Here is a 14,104-nt window from a genome sequence, read left to right on the forward strand (position 1 = left end):
TGGCATCCACTCAGCGACCACAAGGATGTTTGCCCATGTCACAAGGTTCGGCGACACGTTATCCACTGGTGCTGGTGCCGGGCATGCTCGGGTTCATCCGGCTGCTGCTGTATCCGTACTGGTACGGGATCATTAAGGCGTTGCGCCGTGGCGGGGCGACGGTGATTGCGGTGCAGGTATCGCCGCTCAATTCCACCGAGGTGCGTGGCGAGCAGTTGCTGGCGCGCATCGACGAAATTCTGCGCGAGACCGGCGCCGCCAGGGTCAATCTGTTCGGCCACAGCCAGGGCTCGTTGACCGCACGTTATGCCGCCGCGAAACGGCCGGATCTGGTCGCCTCGGTAACCTCCGTGGCCGGGCCCAATCACGGTTCTGAACTGGCCGACTATCTGCAGAAACACTACCCAGCGAACAGCGCCAAGGGCCGCGTGCTGGAGGTGCTGTTGCGTTTTGTCGGCTGGCTGATGGCGTTGCTGGAAACCGGTTACCACGGGCCGAAACTGCCGGTGGACATCCACGCTTCGCATCAATCGCTGACCAGCGAAGGCGTGGCGCTGTTCAATCAGCGTTATCCACAGGGCCTGCCCGAGACATGGGGCGGTCACGGGCCGGAAGAGGTCAATGGCGTGCGTTATTACTCGTGGTCGGGGACGTTGCAACCGGGCAAAACTGATCGCGGTGGCAACCTGTTCGACGGCACCAACCGCAGTTGCCGCTTGTTCGCGAAAACCTTCGTGCGTGAGCCGGGGCAGTGTGACGGGATGGTCGGGCGTTACAGCTCGCACCTCGGCACGGTGATTGGCGACGACTATCCGCTGGATCACTTCGACATCGTCAATCAGTCGCTGGGGCTGGTGGGGAAGGGTGCGGATCCGGTGCGGTTGTTTGTCGAGCATGCGGCGCGGCTAAAGGCCGCCGGCGTGTGAATGTCAGTTACACCGCGTTATCGTTCTTCGCGAGCAAGCCCGCTCCCACAGTGGTTCGCATTCCACCTGTTGGAACCCGGTCGAATGTGGGAGCGGGCTTGCTCGCGAAAGGGCCAGATCAGGCAACGCTGATTCTGCGGCCTAGCACGGTGGTCCAGCGCTCGGAAAGAATCACCCCGCCCAACGTCAACACCCCACCCACCAGGTGATACATCGCCAGCTCTTCCTTCAACACCACCGCCGCAATCAGCGCGGTAATCAGCGGCAGCAGGTTAAAGAACAAGGTCGTGCGGCTCGGTCCCAGGCGCTGTACCGCCTGCATCCACGCCAGCGGCGCGAGCATCGAGGCCAGCAGGCACGCGTACAGCACCAGCGGAATGTTCTGCGCGGTGAAGCCGGTTTTCGGCGAGGCGGCGTACAGCGGAAACAGCACCACAATCGCCACCAGCACTTGCAGGTACAACAACACCAGCGGCGGCAAACGCAGCTGCCATTTTTTCAGCAAGGTGCTGTAGATCGCGTAGGCCAGGGTGGCGATCAGCATCATCGCGTCACCCAGGTTAACTCCGTGTTGCAGCAGCGCGCCGAGGCTGCCTGACGACACCACCACCAGCACCCCGGCGAACGACAGCACTGCGCCGAACAATGCCCCGGCGGTCAGACGCTGGCCGAGGCTGATGATGGCCATGGCCAGCGACATCAGCGGCATCAACGACAGAATAATTCCCATGTTGGTCGCCGTGGTCAGGGTCGCGGCGAAGTAGGCGAGGCTTTGATAGACCGCCATACCCAGCACGCCGAGGATGAAGATCTTGCCCAGATTCGGGCGGATCTGCGGCCAGTGCGCGATCACCGCTTTGAGCATGAACGGGGTGAACAGCAGGCCGGCCAGCAGCCAGCGATAGAAACCGATCTCGGCGGGGAAGATCGCCCCGACCGCCAGTTTGTTGATCACGGTATTGCCGGCCCAGATGAAAATCGCCAGCAGGGGAAACGCGTATTGCATGGGTTAAAACCAGAACGTTGATGAACGCTGATTATCCCCTGTCTGGACGCAGGCCTATACTGCGAACCAGACAACCTGCCTCTGCAACAGGACAGCATGAACAGTAAACATATCGATCTGCTGGATTTCAGCGAACTGCCGTCGGCGGTGTACTTCCGCTACGCCGATTTCAACACCCATGAATACGCGGCGCCGCACCGTCATCCGTGGGGCACGCTGGAGTACGCGGCCCACGGTGTGCTGCACATGGACGTCGACGGCAGCCGCTTCATGTCGCCGCCGCACTACGCGGTGTGGGTGCCGCCGCAGGTCGAGCACAGTTTCTACAGCCATCAACCGGTCAACTACCGCGCGGTGTGCCTCGATCCGAAGGTTTGCGCCGACCTGCCGCCGCGCGCCTGCACGCTGGCAATCAGCGACATTCTCAAGGCGATTCTCAAGGACTTCGCCGCCCGCGACGTGAAAATCCCCGAACTGGATGCCGACCAGCGTCTGGCCCAGGTGTTGGTCGATCAATTGCAACAGGCGCCGGTGCATGAATGTTATCTGCCGTACGCAAGCAATCCCGGGTTGCTGGCGATCCTCGACGCCTTGCAGGCTGATCCGGGCAATAACCTCCCGCTGGCGCACTGGGCGGCGCAAGTGCACGTCAGTGAACGCACGCTAGCCCGGCAGTTCGTGCGCGAACTGGGACTGAGTTTCGGAGAATGGCGTCAGCGCCTGCGTTATCTCGCGGCCATCGAGGCGCTGGAAGGTACCCGCAGCGTGCAGGAAATCGCCTTCGATCTCGGCTACAGCAGCGGCTCGGCGTTCATTGCCATGTTTGCCCGGCAGGCCGGGTGTACGCCGGAACAGTATCGGCGTAGCCACCTGGAAGGCAGGAAGGTGTAACAAGATTTGGCTACACTTCAGCGGAGGCCGCATCCATCGATGCGGCGACAAGGAGAAAACTCCATGAAGATGTTGCGTGTCCCTTTGTTGATGATCGGTCTGCTCCTGTGTTCCCAGGGTTTCGCCGCCACGGCGCAACAGAACAAAATGACCACCTGCAATGCTGATGCTACCGCCAAGAGCCTCAAGGGCGACGAGCGCAAGACTTTCATGAGCACTTGCCTCAAGGCAGCACCGGCCGCCAATGACGGCAAAGTGCTGACCCCGCAGCAGGAAAAAATGAAAACCTGCAACGCCGATGCGAAAACCAAGGCGCTGACCGGCGATGCGCGCAAGACCTTCATGAGTGATTGTCTGAAGAAAAAATAATCAGCAAGGATTTGCGGTGAACGGGCCGGCCTCTTCGCGAGCAGGCTCGCTCCCACATTGAAATGCGTACCCCCCTGTGGGAGCGAGCCTGCTCGCGAAGGGGCCATTGAGCACGACAATAGCCCCTGCATATCCCTAGTGCTCTCCCCGGATCGCTGGCAGACTGCCAATCCTTTTACGCCGTTCGTTTTGAGGCTGTATGCCAACGTTTTCTGAGCGTCATGTTGTGTTTTGGGCCAGTTGCATCATCATCTGCGGCGGCTTGCTGCTGGCATTGCCGCTGCGCTTGTTGCCCAGCCTGCTGGCCGGTTTGCTGGTGTTCGAGCTGGTCAACATGCTCACCCCGCAACTGCAACGGCTGATCGAAGGTCGGCGTGCGCGCTGGCTGGCGGTGGCGCTGCTGGGCACCCTGGTGGTCAGTGTGCTGGCGCTGATCTTTGCCGGCGCCATCAGTTTCCTGCTGCACGAAGCGGAAAACCCGGGCGCCTCGCTCGACAAATTCATGGGCGTGGTCGATCGCGCGCGCGGGCAACTGCCGCCGTTTCTCGATGCCTACCTGCCGGCCAGCGCTGCGGAATTTCGCGTGGCCATCGGCGAATGGGCGAGCAAGCACCTGTCCGAGCTGCAACTGGTGGGCAAGGACGCGGCGCACATGTTCGTCACCCTGCTGATCGGCATGGTCCTCGGCGCGATCATTGCCCTGCAGCGAGTACCGGATCTGACCAAGCGCAAACCGCTGGCCGCCGCCCTGTTCGACCGTCTGCACCTGGTGGTTCAAGCCTTTCGCAACATCGTCTTCGCGCAGATCAAGATTTCCCTGCTGAACACTTTCTTCACCGCGATTTTCCTCGTGGTGGTCTTGCCGCTGTTCGGTATCAAGCTGCCGCTGACCAAGACCCTGATCGTCCTGACCTTTCTGCTCGGCCTGCTGCCGGTGATCGGCAACCTGATGTCGAACACGCTGATCACCATCGTCGGCCTGTCGCTGTCGATCTGGGTGGCGGTGGCGGCGCTGGGCTATCTGATCTTTATCCACAAGCTCGAATACTTCCTCAACGCGCGCATCGTCGGCGGGCAGATCAGTGCCAAGTCGTGGGAGTTGCTGCTGGCGATGCTGGTGTTCGAAGCCGCGTTCGGCCTGCCGGGAGTGGTGGCGGGGCCGATTTATTACGCGTACCTGAAGAGTGAGTTGAAGCTGGGCGGGATGGTTTGATTCAAGCCTTGTAGCGTTTGAAAGGGCCCTTTCGCGAGCAAGCCCGCTCCCACAGGTTCAGTGTGATCCTGTGGGAGCGGGCTTGCTCGCGAAGGGCGCGCCGCTGATTCTGGATTCAGACCATCGAACCGTAGCGCTTCATCGCCTCAATCGCCAGACCGCTGCCAATGCTGCCAAAGATGTTCCCTTCCACATGTCGCGCGTTCGGCAGCATCGCCGAGACGCTATTGCGCAGCGCCGGAATGCCGCTTGAACCGCCGGTGAAGAACACCGTATCGACCTGCGCCACCGACACGTTGGCATCGTTCAACAGCTGCGTGACGCTGCCGCGTACGCGCTCAAGCAGCGCGTCGATGGAGGATTCGAACAGCGCGCGGCTCAGTTCCACGCTCAGGCCCGGCTCAATACGGTCCAGCGGTACGTGGCGGCTGTCGGCGTGGGTCAGCTGGATCTTGGTTTCTTCGACTTCCATCGCCAGCCAGTGCCCGGCGCGCTGTTCGATCAGCTTGAACAGACGGTCGATACCGCCGGTGTCTTCAATGTCGTAGCGCATGCTGCCCAGCGCCAGGGTGGATTTTTGCGAGTACACCGAGTTGATGGTGTGCCAGGTCGCCAGGTTCATGTGGTGGCTGGTCGGCATGTAGGCGCCGCTCTTCATCCGGCTGCCGTAGCCGAACAGCGGCATCAGGCCTTGCAGGCTCAGCTGTTTGTCGAAGTCGGTCCCGCCGATGTGCACGCCGCCGGTGGCGAGGATGTCATCGTGGCGGTTGTCCATGCCGCGACGCTCGGGCGACAGGCGCACCAGCGAGAAGTCCGAGGTACCACCGCCGATGTCGACGATCAGCACCAGCTCTTCTTTTTCGATGGTCGACTCGTAGTCGAAGGCGGCGGCAATCGGTTCGTACTGGAACGACACGTCCTTGAAACCAAGCTTGCGTGCCACTTCGACCAGGGTGTCTTCGGCTTCCTGGTCAGCCAGCGGGTCGTCATCGACGAAAAACACCGGACGCCCCAGCACCACTTGTTCGAACTCGCGACCGGCGGCCGTTTCGGCACGGCTCTTGAGCTGACCGATGAACAGACCCAGCAGATCCTTGAACGGCATCGCCGTGCCGAGGACGCTGGTGTCGTGCTTGATCAGCTTGGAACCGAGCAGGCTCTTGAGCGAGCGCATCAGCCGGCCTTCGTAGCCTTCCAGGTATTCGTGCAGGGCCAGACGACCGTAAACCGGACGGCGCTCCTCGATGTTGAAGAACACCACCGACGGCAGGGTGATCTTGTCGTCTTCCAGCGCGATCATCGTTTCCATGCCGGGGCGCAGCCAGCCGACGGTGGAGTTGGAGGTGCCGAAGTCGATACCGCAGGCACGGGCTGGAGAGGCGTTGTTCATGTCTTTCGGGTTCCGGTCAAAAAACGGCCGCGCAGTGTATGTCAGTGCGCGGCAGATTCGAAGGCCGGTCATCTGCTATTTCACGACTAAGCTTCTTGAAAGTCGCAGCTTCGCCCCAAACTTGCTGGCATGGGCCGGCAGACATACCGGCGGTCGCAAGAACCGTCGTCCACTGCCGATAAACTTCTGCTGCGCCACCCGGTCACAAAGTTGAGATCGGTCAACCCGGCACGCGCGAATGAGCGCATGCTGGCCTCGGCGCGAAATCGATAACGGATGGTGATTCCTTCGATGGACTTCAAAGACTATTACAAGATACTCGGCGTGGAGCCGACAGCGGACGACAAGGCGATCAAGGCTGCCTATCGCAAGCTGGCGCGCAAATACCACCCCGATGTCAGCAAGGAAAAAGACGCCGAGGCCAAGTTCAAGGACGCCTCGGAAGCCTATGAAGCGCTGAAAAGCGCCGACAAACGCGCCGAATATGACGAGCTGCGCCGTTATGGCCAGCACGGTCAGCCGTTCCAGGGCCCGCCGGGCTGGCAGAGCCGTGGCGGTTTTGGCGGCGGCGGTGGCGACACCGGCGACTTTTCGGACTTCTTCAGTTCGATCTTCGGCAATCGCGGCGCCGGTTTCGGTGGCGACGGTCGGCAACAACGCAGTGCAGGGCGCCGAGGGCAAGACGTGGAAATGGAACTGCCGGTCTTCCTTGAGGAGACCTTGTCGGACGAGTCGAAGAAGGTCAGCTTTCAGGTTCCGCAATACAACGCCAACGGTCAGCACGTCAGCAACACCAGCAAGAGCCTGAACGTGAAGATCCCGGCGGGCGTCACCGACGGCGAGCGCATCCGCCTCAAAGGCCAGGGCGCACCGGGCATCGGTGGCGGGGCCAATGGCGATCTATACCTGACCATTCGCTTTGCGCCGCACCCGAAATTCGATGTCGAAGGCGAAAACCTGATCATCACCTTGCCATTGGCACCGTGGGAGCTGGCGTTGGGCGCTGAAGTGGCGGTGCCGACCCTGACCGGCAAGATCAACCTCAAGGTTCCGGCCGGCAGTCAGAACGGTCAGCGCATGCGCGCCAAGGGGCATGGCTTGAAGAACAAGGCTGGTGAGCGCGGTTACCTGTTCGTGCAGCTCAAGGCCGTGATGCCGAAAACCTCCGACGACGAGGTCAAGGCGCTGTGGCAGGAACTGGCGAAGAAAGCTGCGTTCAACCCACGAGAGAACTTCTGAATCCGACGACGGAGTAGCCCATCATGAGCAGCCCCCTGATCGTTCAACTGGACATGGCAGAATTCTGTGAGGCGGCCGATCTGTCGGACGTCTACGTGATCGAAATCGTCGAACACGGCATCCTCGAACCTCAGGGCGCGCAGCCCCGGGAATGGCGGTTCACCGACTACGAGTTGAGCCTGGCCAAGCGCGCCGCGAAGTTGCGGCGCGAGCTGGAGCTTGAGTGGGAGGGCGTCGCGCTGGCACTTGATCTGCTGGATGAAGTGAAGGAACTGCGAGCCGAGAATCGCATGCTGCGCCAGCGGTTGGGGCGTTTGGTGGTCGAGTAGTTTTACCGTTGGTTCTGGAGTGTCTTTGCCGGCCCCTTCGCGAGCAAGCCCGCTCCCACAGTGGATCGCGATCTGAATGTGGGAGCGAGCTTGCTCGCGAAGAACGATTACGCGGTTGGCCTGCTTAAACCTTTCTTGGCAACACCACACTGAACAGCGTGCCGTCGGCCTCGCTCGAGCTGACATCGATCGTCCCGCCATGGGCGTTCACCACTTCCTTGACGATGAACAAGCCCAACCCGAGGCTGGTCGACGGTTGCCCGAGTTCTTCGTCGGCGCTGCGCACCAGCGGGTCGAAAATGGTGCCGATCGCCTCTTCGGAAATCGGTGTGCCGTAGTTGTGCACCGACAGGCACACGTGGTCGCTCTCGCCACGCAGATCGACGGTCACGTCGCGCTGGTTGGCACCGTGCTGCAAGGCATTGCCGATCAGGTTTTGCAGTAACTGGTCGATCCGTCCGGCGTCCCACACGCCGCTGGTGTCACCGTGCACGGTGAGCCTGGGATCGGATTGCGGTTGACCGGCGCAGGCTTCGGCGATCGCCGCTCGCGCCGCAACGGCCAGATCCATCGGTGCCGGCTCGATCGGCAGGCTACGGCCCAGACGACTGCGCACCAGTTCCAGCAGATCGCTGACCATCGTCGCCATGTGCCGCGCGCCACGCTTGATGTGCTGGGCGCAGGCCAGGGCATCGCCTTCAAGGCTGGATTTGCGCAGCAGCAGTTCGGTGGACATGCTCACCGCCTGCAGCGGTGCGCGAAGGTCATGGCCGAGGATGGCGAGGAAAATGTCCCGCGAGCGATTGACCTGCTCGGCATAGGCCGCAGTGGATTCGGCGAGGGCTTCGTCGATGGCCTCGTTGAAGCGGATCATGTCCTGGAAATAGGTCACGTCCGGCGATTCGAGGCTATCAACCCACAGACGGATCACGCAGGCACGCAAATGGCGGAATTCGCTGGTCATCTGCACCAGATCGAAACCGACGGTGTGGCGCAGTTCGCCATGGCTGGCGCCGGCCTCGTCCAGGCTCGGGGTCTTTTCCGGGCCTTCGCCCTTGGCTTTGGCAGCTTGTTCGGCGGGGCTTTGCGGCTTGTTCATGTCGCGGGCGGCGGCCCGCAGAATCTCGCTGGCGTGATCGCGCAGCGCAGTGGAATCCAGATAGTCGGCGGCCGGCGTGATGGTCGCGGCAAACTGTTCCCACTCATCGACGATAGGGTCGATATTGGCCACGATGAACTCGGAAAGACGCATGGGCAGTTCCTGAAAAAAGGCGGAGCGAATCGAATATTAGTCCCTTTGGCGGGAAATACACGACCGTTTGCACGGTGCTTTTCCAGCACCATGAAAAAGGCCCCGGAACCGTGTGCAAGACATGGCTTCGGGGCCTTTTGCCGTGCGTCAGAACAGGAAGTAACGCTGAGCCATCGGCAGAGTCTCCGCCGGTTCACACCAGAGCAGCACGCCGTCGGCCTTGACCTGATAGGTCTGCGGGTCAACGTCGATGTTCGGCAGGTAATCGTTGTGGATCAGGTCGGTTTTCTGCACGTCGCGGCAGCCTTTGACCACGCCGATTTTCTTCTTCAGGCCCAATGCCTCGGGCAACCCGGCCTCCTGCGCGGCCTGACTGATGAACGTCAGGCTGGTGGCGTGCAGCGAGCCGCCGTAACTGGCGAACATCGGGCGGTAGTGCACCGGTTGCGGGGTTGGAATCGACGCGTTGGCGTCGCCCATCAGGCTGGCGGCGATCGCGCCGCCCTTGAGGATCAGCGTCGGTTTCACACCGAAGAACGCTGGACGCCAGAGCACCAGGTCGGCCCATTTGCCGACTTCGATCGAACCCACTTCATGGCTGATGCCATGGGTGATTGCCGGGTTGATCGTGTATTTGGCGATGTAGCGCTTGGCGCGGAAGTTGTCGTTGCCTGCGCCGTCCTGGGGCAGCGGGCCGCGCTGCTTTTTCATCTTGTCGGCAGTCTGCCAGGTGCGTGTGATGACTTCGCCGACGCGGCCCATGGCCTGGCTGTCGGAGCTGATCATCGAGAACGCGCCGAGGTCGTGGAGGATATCTTCGGCGGCGATGGTTTCGCGGCGGATACGGCTTTCGGCGAACGCCACGTCTTCGGCGATGCTCGGGTCGAGGTGGTGGCAGACCATCAGCATGTCGAGGTGTTCGTCGATGGTGTTGCGGGTGAACGGCCGGGTCGGGTTGGTCGAGCTCGGCAGCACGTTAGGAAAGCCGCAGGCCTTGATGATGTCCGGCGCGTGGCCGCCGCCGGCACCTTCGGTGTGATAGGTGTGAATGGTGCGGCCCTTGAACGCGCCGAGTGTGGTTTCGACGAAACCCGATTCGTTGAGGGTGTCGGTGTGGATCGCCACCTGCACGTCGTACTGGTCGGCGACGCTCAGGCAGTTGTCGATGCTCGCCGGGGTGGTGCCCCAGTCTTCGTGCAGCTTGAGGCCGATGGCGCCGGCCTTGACCTGCTCGATCAGCGGCTCCGGCAGACTGGCGTTGCCCTTGCCGGTGAGGCCGATGTTCATCGGGAATGCGTCGGCGGCCTGGAGCATGCGCGCCAGGTGCCACGGGCCGGAGGTGCAGGTGGTGGCGTTGGTGCCGGTCGCCGGCCCGGTGCCGCCGCCGATCATGGTGGTGACGCCGCTCATCAGCGCTTCTTCGATCTGCTGCGGGCAGATGAAGTGAATGTGCGTGTCGATGCCGCCGGCGGTGAGGATCATGCCTTCGCCGGCGATCACTTCGGTGCTGGCGCCGATGGCGATGGTCACGTTCGGTTGCACGTCCGGGTTACCGGCCTTGCCGATCGCGGCGATACGCCCGTCCTTGAGGCCGACGTCGGCTTTGACGATGCCCCAGTGGTCGATGATCAACGCGTTGGTGATCAGCGTGTCGACCACTTCGGCGGCCAGCAACTGGCTCTGGCCCTGGCCGTCGCGGATCACTTTGCCGCCGCCGAATTTGACTTCTTCGCCGTAGGTGGTGAAGTCCTTTTCGACTTCGATCCACAACTCGGTGTCCGCCAGGCGCACCTTGTCGCCGACGGTGGGGCCGAACATGTCGGCGTAGGCTTGTCTGGAAATCTTCATGTGTTCGCCTTGGAATTCAATGGTCTTTGAGGCTGTTCGCTGCGCTCACAGATTCGCGAGCAAGCCCGCTCCCACAATTGACCGCATTTCAACTGAAGGAACTCGGTTTAATGTGGGAGCGGGCTTGCTCGCGAAGGGGCCAGAGCAGACACCGCATTACTTAGAGATCACCCATGACCCGCCCGGCAAAGCCGAACACCCGCCGATGCCCGGCGTACTCCACCAGCTCGACCTCGCGACTTTGCCCCGGCTCGAAGCGCACCGCGGTGCCGGCCGGGATATTCAGGCGCATGCCACGGCTGGCCGCGCGATCAAAGGTCAGCGCGTCGTTGGTTTCGAAAAAGTGATAGTGCGAACCGACCTGGATCGGTCGGTCGCCGCTGTTGGCGACTTTCAGGCTGAGGGTGCGGCGGCCGACATTCAATTCGATGTCGCCGGGCTGGATCTGGTACTGGCCGGGAATCATGGCCGGGCTCCTTGCAGAATCTTGTAGTAGAGGGCGGTCGGGCGATAGGTACCGTGCGGGTCGCAGGCGTAGTCGGGAATTTCGCCGGCGCGGGTGTAACCCAGGGCCTTGTAGAAATCTTCGGCGGGGGAGCCGGCCTCGGTGTCGAGGTAGAGCATGCCGCGCTTGTGCTTGGCCGCTTCGAGCTCCAGCGCATTCATCAATTGCTGACCGAGGCCGCGTCGACGCGCCTGTTCGCGCACCAGCAGCTTCTGCACTTCGGCGCGATTGAGGCCGTTGGCCTTCTGGCACAGGCCCAACTGCACGCTGGCCTGCACCTCTTCATCCTTGACCACCACCCAGAGCAACACACTGCCCTTGTTCACTTGTTGCTGCACTTCATCGAAATAGGCGCGGGCCTGCGCGGCATCGAGGTCGGCCATGAAACCGACGCTGGCGCCATAACCCACGGCGTCGAGCAGCAGATCAATCAGGCCCTGACGATAGTGCGCAAAACTTTCCGCATTGACGCGTCGCAGTTGGGCGGGGTTCATCGCGTGTCACTCCTTGTTGGCGACCGGCGGCTGGGCGCCAGGATTGAGGGTCAGTTGCATGAAGGTCAGATCGAGCCAGCGGCCGAACTTGGTGCCGACTTGCGGCATTTGTCCGGTGATGCTGAAACCGGCGCGTTCATGCAGACGAATGGAAGCGGCGTTGCCACTTTCGATGGCGGCGACCATCACATGCTTGTCGCAGGCTTTGGCCCGCTCGATCAGCACGCTCATCAATTGCGGGCCAAGGCCATTGCCGCGCTGGTCGCTACGGACGTAGACCGAGTGTTCGACGGTATGGCGGAAACCGTCGAACGGCCGCCAGTCGCCAAAGGAAGCGTAGCCGAGCACAACGTTGTCGGCGTCGACGATCACCAGAATCGGGTAGGCCTGGGCCTGCCGGGCGCTGAACCACGCCTGGCGGTTGCCGAGGTCGACCGCCGATTCGTTCCAGATCGCCGTCGTGTTGAGCACCGCGTCGTTGTAGATGTCGCGGATTGCAGGCAGGTCGGCGTGCAGGGCATCGCGAATGGTGTAAGTCATGGCGCGACCTCAGACGATCGGTTGGTGGACGGTGACCAGTTTGGTGCCGTCGGGAAACGTCGCTTCGACCTGGATCTCCGGGATCATTTCCGGGATGCCTTCCATCACCTGCTCGCGGCTGAGCAGGGTGGTGCCGAAGTGCATCAGCTCGGCCACGGTCTGGCCATCACGGGCGCCTTCGAGCAGGGCGGCGGAGATATAGGCCATGGCTTCCGGGTAGTTGAGCTTCACACCTCGGGCCAGTCGGCGTTCGGCGACGAGGCCGGCGGTGAAGATCAACAGCTTGTCTTTTTCGCGTGGGGTCAGGTCCATTGCGGGTATCCATCAGGGCAGTTTGAAAAATGTGCACAAATTTCCTGTGGGAGCGGGCTTGCTCGCGAAAGCGGCAGGTCAGCCAGCATCTGTGTGAATGACACACCGCTTTCGCGAGCAAGCCCGCTCCCACAGTTGGATTGCATTTCAGGTGTTCCAGATTCGCGGGGGCTGGGCTTCGCGGCCTAGCAGAGCCGGGCGTAACAAACGCCATAAATCGATCAGCCAGGCGCGGGCCAGCAGTGCCTCGCTCGCCAGGCAACGGGCAACCAACAGCCCCGGCAACTGGGTCAGATCACCGCGCACCTCATGGCCCAGCGAGCGACAGCGGTCCAGCAGTTCGGCATCGATTTCACCGCTCACCAGCAGCGTCGCAAACACCGGATGGCCATCCAGCCCGATCGGCGAATCCAGCAACCCGTCACCGCCAGTAATCCTCTGACGTTCGTGCCAGAGCAATCGCCCGTCACGGCGGATATCCAGATGCGCCTGAAAGTGTCCGAGGTCGAAGCGCTCGCCACTGGCCGATCGGCCCAGCGCCACCACGTCCCAATAGAACAGCCGCGAATCGCCTTCAAGTTCGATCGAGGTGGTGAGTTCGGCCTGGGCGGCGCTGTAGACGATGGTTTCCTGCGGCAGCCATTCCAGCGTCGCACCTGCGGCCACTTTCAAATCGAGTTGCTGATAGGCCGGCCCCGCCGCGCGATACCACTTGGCCGCGCCGGGGCTGGTGATCTGCGCCCAGGCGTCTGCTTCGACGCGGGCGCTGATGTTCAGCCGGTCACCGCCGGCGATCCCGCCGGGCGGGTGGACGATGATGTGCTGGCAGACCTCGGGGCCTTCGGCATACAGGTGCTTTTGCACGCGCAGAGGGCCGAGATGCCGGCGCTGAACCGGGCGCGTACAGTCGCCGAAGCGGGCGTAGGCCAGCTCCAGCTCGGCGTGCCAGCTCGGGGTAAACAGGGCAGTGGGAAGCGGTAAGTTCATGGTTTGTAATTATCGTTAGGAAGCTACAGATTAAATTGTTACCAGACCTCGTACACCCTCGGCCTCCATATTTTCGCCGCGACCCTGTTGCACGATCTCGCCCCGGGACATCACCAGGTACTGATCGGCCAGCTCCGCAGCGAAATCGTAGAACTGCTCCACCAGCAAAATCGCCATGTCGCCGCGCGCCGCGAGCTTCTTGATCACCGCGCCTATCTCCTTGATCACCGAGGGCTGGATGCCTTCGGTGGGCTCGTCGAGGATCAGCAAACGCGGACGACTGGCCAGGGCGCGACCGATAGCCAGCTGCTGTTGCTGACCGCCGGACAGGTCGCCGCCGCGGCGCTGCTTCATTTGTAGCAGCACCGGGAACAATTCGTAGATGAAACTTGGTACTTCTTTCGCTTCGCTGCCGGGAAACCGTGACAGGCCCATCAGCAGATTTTCTTCCACTGTGAGCCGGCCGAAGATTTCCCGGCCCTGTGGCACATAGGCGATCCCGGCGTGTACCCGCTGGTGCGGCTTGAACGTGGTAATCGGTTGGCCTTCCCAGTTCACCACACCTTCCTTGGCCGGCAACAGGCCCATCAGGCATTTGAGCAGGGTGGTCTTGCCCACGCCGTTGCGCCCGAGCAGGCAGGTGACTTCGCCGACTTTTACGTCGAATGAGAGGCCACGGAGGATGTGGCTACCGCCGTAGTACTGGTGCAGCTTGTCGACTTGCAGCATTCTCAAAATCTCCTCAAATCGCTTGTAGGAGTGAGCCTGCTCGCGATAGCGGCGTGTCAGTCAACGCCGGCTTA

At 61.9% G+C, this 14,104-nt stretch carries 16 protein-coding genes; 6 read left to right on the forward strand and 10 right to left on the reverse strand.

Annotation, left to right across the window (positions count from 1 at the left end):
- The first annotated feature begins 35 nt into the window (after nucleotides 1-35).
- Nucleotides 36-926, forward strand: coding sequence for an esterase/lipase family protein (locus tag VLA07_RS13595; protein WP_247268705.1), 891 nt, complete (start codon nucleotides 36-38; stop codon nucleotides 924-926).
- 118 nt (nucleotides 927-1,044) lie between these two features.
- On the opposite strand, the gene VLA07_RS13600 is transcribed toward VLA07_RS13595, so the two are convergent.
- The gene (locus tag VLA07_RS13600; RefSeq protein WP_247268706.1) at nucleotides 1,045-1,932 is read right to left on the reverse strand and encodes a DMT family transporter; all 888 of its coding nucleotides are present in this window, start codon (nucleotides 1,930-1,932) and stop codon (nucleotides 1,045-1,047) included.
- 96 nt (nucleotides 1,933-2,028) lie between these two features.
- On the opposite strand from VLA07_RS13600, the gene VLA07_RS13605 reads away from it, so the two are divergent.
- The 3 genes from VLA07_RS13605 to VLA07_RS13615 all read left to right on the forward strand — a co-directional run bounded on the left by VLA07_RS13605 (nucleotide 2,029) and on the right by VLA07_RS13615 (nucleotide 4,405).
- A complete protein-coding gene (locus VLA07_RS13605) occupies nucleotides 2,029-2,823 on the forward strand; it encodes an AraC family transcriptional regulator (protein ID WP_285375194.1) in 795 nt (264 codons plus the stop codon).
- Nucleotides 2,824-2,886: 63 nt separating this feature from the next.
- Nucleotides 2,887-3,192: a PsiF family protein gene (locus VLA07_RS13610; RefSeq protein ID WP_007966973.1), complete on the forward strand. Its 306-nt coding sequence runs from the start codon at nucleotides 2,887-2,889 to the stop codon at nucleotides 3,190-3,192.
- A gap of 199 nt (nucleotides 3,193-3,391) precedes the next feature.
- A complete protein-coding gene (locus VLA07_RS13615) occupies nucleotides 3,392-4,405 on the forward strand; it encodes an AI-2E family transporter (protein WP_333989437.1) in 1,014 nt (337 codons plus the stop codon).
- 115 nt (nucleotides 4,406-4,520) lie between these two features.
- Here VLA07_RS13615 and VLA07_RS13620 read toward each other — a convergent pair whose 3' ends face one another.
- Nucleotides 4,521-5,795, reverse strand: coding sequence for an Hsp70 family protein (locus VLA07_RS13620; protein WP_047600627.1), 1,275 nt, complete (start codon nucleotides 5,793-5,795; stop codon nucleotides 4,521-4,523).
- 291 nt (nucleotides 5,796-6,086) lie between these two features.
- On the opposite strand from VLA07_RS13620, the gene VLA07_RS13625 reads away from it, so the two are divergent.
- Together VLA07_RS13625 and VLA07_RS13630 are read left to right on the forward strand one after the other, a co-directional pair.
- Nucleotides 6,087-7,034, forward strand: coding sequence for a DnaJ C-terminal domain-containing protein (locus VLA07_RS13625; protein ID WP_027613553.1), 948 nt, complete (start codon nucleotides 6,087-6,089; stop codon nucleotides 7,032-7,034).
- Nucleotides 7,035-7,057: 23 nt separating this feature from the next.
- Complete coding sequence (locus VLA07_RS13630; RefSeq protein ID WP_027613554.1) at nucleotides 7,058-7,363, forward strand: chaperone modulator CbpM; 306 nt, start codon at nucleotides 7,058-7,060, stop codon at nucleotides 7,361-7,363.
- Nucleotides 7,364-7,487: 124 nt separating this feature from the next.
- On the opposite strand, the gene VLA07_RS13635 is transcribed toward VLA07_RS13630, so the two are convergent.
- The 8 genes from VLA07_RS13635 to urtE all read right to left on the reverse strand — a co-directional run bounded on the left by VLA07_RS13635 (nucleotide 7,488) and on the right by urtE (nucleotide 14,030).
- Nucleotides 7,488-8,615: a sensor histidine kinase gene (locus tag VLA07_RS13635; protein WP_333989440.1), complete on the reverse strand. Its 1,128-nt coding sequence runs from the start codon at nucleotides 8,613-8,615 to the stop codon at nucleotides 7,488-7,490.
- A 147-nt stretch (nucleotides 8,616-8,762) separates the two neighbouring features.
- Nucleotides 8,763-10,463 carry an urease subunit alpha gene (ureC, locus tag VLA07_RS13640; RefSeq protein WP_115988317.1) on the reverse strand — a complete coding sequence of 567 codons (1,701 nt, stop codon included), beginning with the start codon at nucleotides 10,461-10,463 and terminating at the stop codon, nucleotides 8,763-8,765.
- Nucleotides 10,464-10,623: 160 nt separating this feature from the next.
- Nucleotides 10,624-10,929: an urease subunit beta gene (locus tag VLA07_RS13645; protein ID WP_098966985.1), complete on the reverse strand. Its 306-nt coding sequence runs from the start codon at nucleotides 10,927-10,929 to the stop codon at nucleotides 10,624-10,626.
- The gene (locus VLA07_RS13650; RefSeq protein WP_027613558.1) at nucleotides 10,926-11,462 is read right to left on the reverse strand and encodes a GNAT family N-acetyltransferase; all 537 of its coding nucleotides are present in this window, start codon (nucleotides 11,460-11,462) and stop codon (nucleotides 10,926-10,928) included. Before VLA07_RS13650 ends, VLA07_RS13645 begins: the two co-directional genes overlap by 4 nt.
- Nucleotides 11,463-11,468: 6 nt before the next feature.
- On the reverse strand, nucleotides 11,469-12,002 hold the full coding sequence (locus VLA07_RS13655; protein WP_047600616.1) for a GNAT family N-acetyltransferase: 534 nt from the start codon (nucleotides 12,000-12,002) through the stop codon (nucleotides 11,469-11,471).
- 9 nt (nucleotides 12,003-12,011) lie between these two features.
- A complete protein-coding gene (ureA, locus tag VLA07_RS13660; protein ID WP_007915951.1) occupies nucleotides 12,012-12,314 on the reverse strand; it encodes an urease subunit gamma in 303 nt (100 codons plus the stop codon).
- 147 nt (nucleotides 12,315-12,461) lie between these two features.
- Nucleotides 12,462-13,301, reverse strand: a complete 840-nt coding sequence (locus VLA07_RS13665; RefSeq protein WP_333989443.1) for an urease accessory protein UreD — start codon at nucleotides 13,299-13,301, stop codon at nucleotides 12,462-12,464.
- Nucleotides 13,302-13,331: 30 nt separating this feature from the next.
- A complete protein-coding gene (gene urtE / locus VLA07_RS13670) occupies nucleotides 13,332-14,030 on the reverse strand; it encodes an urea ABC transporter ATP-binding subunit UrtE (RefSeq protein WP_333989444.1) in 699 nt (232 codons plus the stop codon).
- Between the last annotated feature and the right edge of the window lie 74 nt (nucleotides 14,031-14,104).

Source organism: Pseudomonas sp. S3(2024) (assembly GCF_036861315.1).
Taxonomy (GTDB): domain Bacteria; phylum Pseudomonadota; class Gammaproteobacteria; order Pseudomonadales; family Pseudomonadaceae; genus Aquipseudomonas; species Aquipseudomonas putida_A.

Bases quoted from the DNA above. Each gene is read 5' to 3' on its own strand.
- VLA07_RS13595 (WP_247268705.1), top strand. From the start codon at position 36: ATGTCACAAGGTTCGGCGACACGTTATCCACTGGTGCTGGTGCCGGGC.
- VLA07_RS13600 (WP_247268706.1), bottom strand. From the start codon at position 1,932: ATGCAATACGCGTTTCCCCTGCTGGCGATTTTCATCTGGGCCGGCAAT.
- VLA07_RS13605 (WP_285375194.1), top strand. From the start codon at position 2,029: ATGAACAGTAAACATATCGATCTGCTGGATTTCAGCGAACTGCCGTCG.
- VLA07_RS13610 (WP_007966973.1), top strand. From the start codon at position 2,887: ATGAAGATGTTGCGTGTCCCTTTGTTGATGATCGGTCTGCTCCTGTGT.
- VLA07_RS13615 (WP_333989437.1), top strand. From the start codon at position 3,392: ATGCCAACGTTTTCTGAGCGTCATGTTGTGTTTTGGGCCAGTTGCATC.
- VLA07_RS13620 (WP_047600627.1), bottom strand. From the start codon at position 5,795: ATGAACAACGCCTCTCCAGCCCGTGCCTGCGGTATCGACTTCGGCACC.
- VLA07_RS13625 (WP_027613553.1), top strand. From the start codon at position 6,087: ATGGACTTCAAAGACTATTACAAGATACTCGGCGTGGAGCCGACAGCG.
- VLA07_RS13630 (WP_027613554.1), top strand. From the start codon at position 7,058: ATGAGCAGCCCCCTGATCGTTCAACTGGACATGGCAGAATTCTGTGAG.
- VLA07_RS13635 (WP_333989440.1), bottom strand. From the start codon at position 8,615: ATGCGTCTTTCCGAGTTCATCGTGGCCAATATCGACCCTATCGTCGAT.
- ureC (WP_115988317.1), bottom strand. From the start codon at position 10,463: ATGAAGATTTCCAGACAAGCCTACGCCGACATGTTCGGCCCCACCGTC.
- VLA07_RS13645 (WP_098966985.1), bottom strand. From the start codon at position 10,929: ATGATTCCCGGCCAGTACCAGATCCAGCCCGGCGACATCGAATTGAAT.
- VLA07_RS13650 (WP_027613558.1), bottom strand. From the start codon at position 11,462: ATGAACCCCGCCCAACTGCGACGCGTCAATGCGGAAAGTTTTGCGCAC.
- VLA07_RS13655 (WP_047600616.1), bottom strand. From the start codon at position 12,002: ATGACTTACACCATTCGCGATGCCCTGCACGCCGACCTGCCTGCAATC.
- ureA (WP_007915951.1), bottom strand. From the start codon at position 12,314: ATGGACCTGACCCCACGCGAAAAAGACAAGCTGTTGATCTTCACCGCC.
- VLA07_RS13665 (WP_333989443.1), bottom strand. From the start codon at position 13,301: ATGAACTTACCGCTTCCCACTGCCCTGTTTACCCCGAGCTGGCACGCC.
- urtE (WP_333989444.1), bottom strand. From the start codon at position 14,030: ATGCTGCAAGTCGACAAGCTGCACCAGTACTACGGCGGTAGCCACATC.